Annotated in this window: 2 protein-coding genes; one reads left to right on the plus strand and one right to left on the minus strand. The window is 71.1% G+C overall.

Annotated features, from left to right (window positions below; genetic code table 11):
* Positions 1-9: 9 nt before the first annotated feature.
* Entirely contained in the window at positions 10-525 is a 516-nt protein-coding gene (locus FNX44_RS26645; protein ID WP_228450284.1) for a DinB family protein, read from the plus strand.
* Positions 526-557: 32 nt separating this feature from the next.
* On the opposite strand, the gene FNX44_RS29590 is transcribed toward FNX44_RS26645, so the two are convergent.
* Positions 558-1,403 carry a potassium channel family protein gene (locus FNX44_RS29590; RefSeq protein ID WP_323369684.1) on the minus strand — a complete coding sequence of 282 codons (846 nt, stop codon included), beginning with the start codon at positions 1,401-1,403 and terminating at the stop codon, positions 558-560.
* Positions 1,404-1,692: the final 289 nt, after the last annotated feature.

Here is a 1,692-nt window from a genome sequence, read left to right on the forward strand (position 1 = left end):
GTCACCACCATGGCCGCCGACGCCGACAGTCGCCCCTTCCCTCCCACCACCGCCTCCGAACGGCGGATGCTGCGCGACTACCTCGACTTCCACCGCGCCACGCTCGAGATGAAGTGCGCGGGCCTGACCGACGAGCAGCTCCGCCGCCGCGCCTCGCCGCCCTCCACGCTCACCCTCCTCGGCCTCGTCCGCCACATGGCGGAGGTCGAACGCGCCTGGTTCCGCCGCATCGTCGACCGCCAGGACGTACCGCTCGTCTGGTCCGTCGACGGCGACTACCAGGCCGCCTACGACGCCACCGGCTCAACCCGCGAGGAGGCATTCGCCGCCTGGCAGCAGGAGATCGAACACGCCCGCCGCATCGAGCGCGCCGCACCCTCCCTCGACGTGACGGCCACCGACCCCCGTTCCGGCACGGAGGTCTCCCTCCGCCTGGTGATGCTGCACCTCATCCACGAGTACGCCCGCCACAACGGCCACGCCGACCTCCTCCGCGAAGCCGTCGACGGCACCACCGGCGTCTGACACCGCACGCTCCACGCCCCTCCACACTGGGCTCACCGCCGGGCGTGTTCCTCCCGATACCGGTCGAACACGACCTCCGGTGAGCCCTCGGTGTGCAGGAAGTGGAGGTCCAGCGTCCGCGCGAGATCGGCCAGCGCCCGCTCCAGCACCGCCGCGGCCGGTCGCACCTCGCCCTCCCCCTCCGACCGCATCCGGCACGCCATCCGGTAGGCGTACGGCGCCCACAACGGCAGCGCCTGCCCCGCGTCGTCGTCGAAGAAGTAGTACGTCTCCGGGTACTGCCCGAAGTCCACCCGCGCCCTGATCACCTCCGACGCCAACGACTCCAGCGTCGACGCCCCCCACACCACCGGCGGCTGGGGCGCCTCCGAGTCCACCTCGTGCAGGATCGCCAACCGCCGTGCCAACGCCTTCCGCCGCCCCAGCGCCGGGTAGCTCCCCAGCACCCACGACACCACCGCCGTCAACAGCACGAACCCCACAAGCGCTTGCAGCGGCGACACCACCCGCAGCCAGCCGTCCACCGGCACCACGTCCCCGTACCCGAGCGTGCCCACGGCCACGATGGACAGATAGAACGAGTCCAGCACGTTGCTGCGGTCCTCCGGCCGCAGCCCCGGATCAAACGCGAAGCCGTCCGGCATCCGCGCCAGATAGACCAGCGCCCACCCGACGACAAGCAGCAGCCCCCACATCGACACCACCGCCAGCATCCCCAACGGCCCGACGACGCCCGCCACCCGCTTCCCGCCGACCCACCGCGAGACGCGCCACAACGCCGCCATCACCAACCGGCTGACTCCGCCCCGCCGCGTCGGATGCCACAACGTGTGGAATATGTCCCGCAACGCCAACAGCACCACCAACACCCCAAGCACAGCAATCCACCAACCCATAACCCCAAACCCTAGGCCGCCCCACTCCGCACCCCGAGGCACCACGCGAAGCCACCTCACTCCGCGACAGACGGACGCCCCCGGTCAGGCCGCCACTCCCTGCGACGGAGGTCGGGCGGCGGCGCTGCCCAGACGACTGAGGCCTACCCGCAACCCCCATCACCACCCCGGACGGCCTCCAACCAGCGGGAAGCCGAACGCATCGGCTTCCCCGGCTCCCCAACGATCCTCATCAACGGCCAAGACCCACTCGCCACCCCAACCGACGTCC

The organism is Streptomyces alkaliterrae, from assembly GCF_007097205.2.
GTDB classification, from domain to species: domain Bacteria; phylum Actinomycetota; class Actinomycetes; order Streptomycetales; family Streptomycetaceae; genus Streptomyces; species Streptomyces alkaliterrae.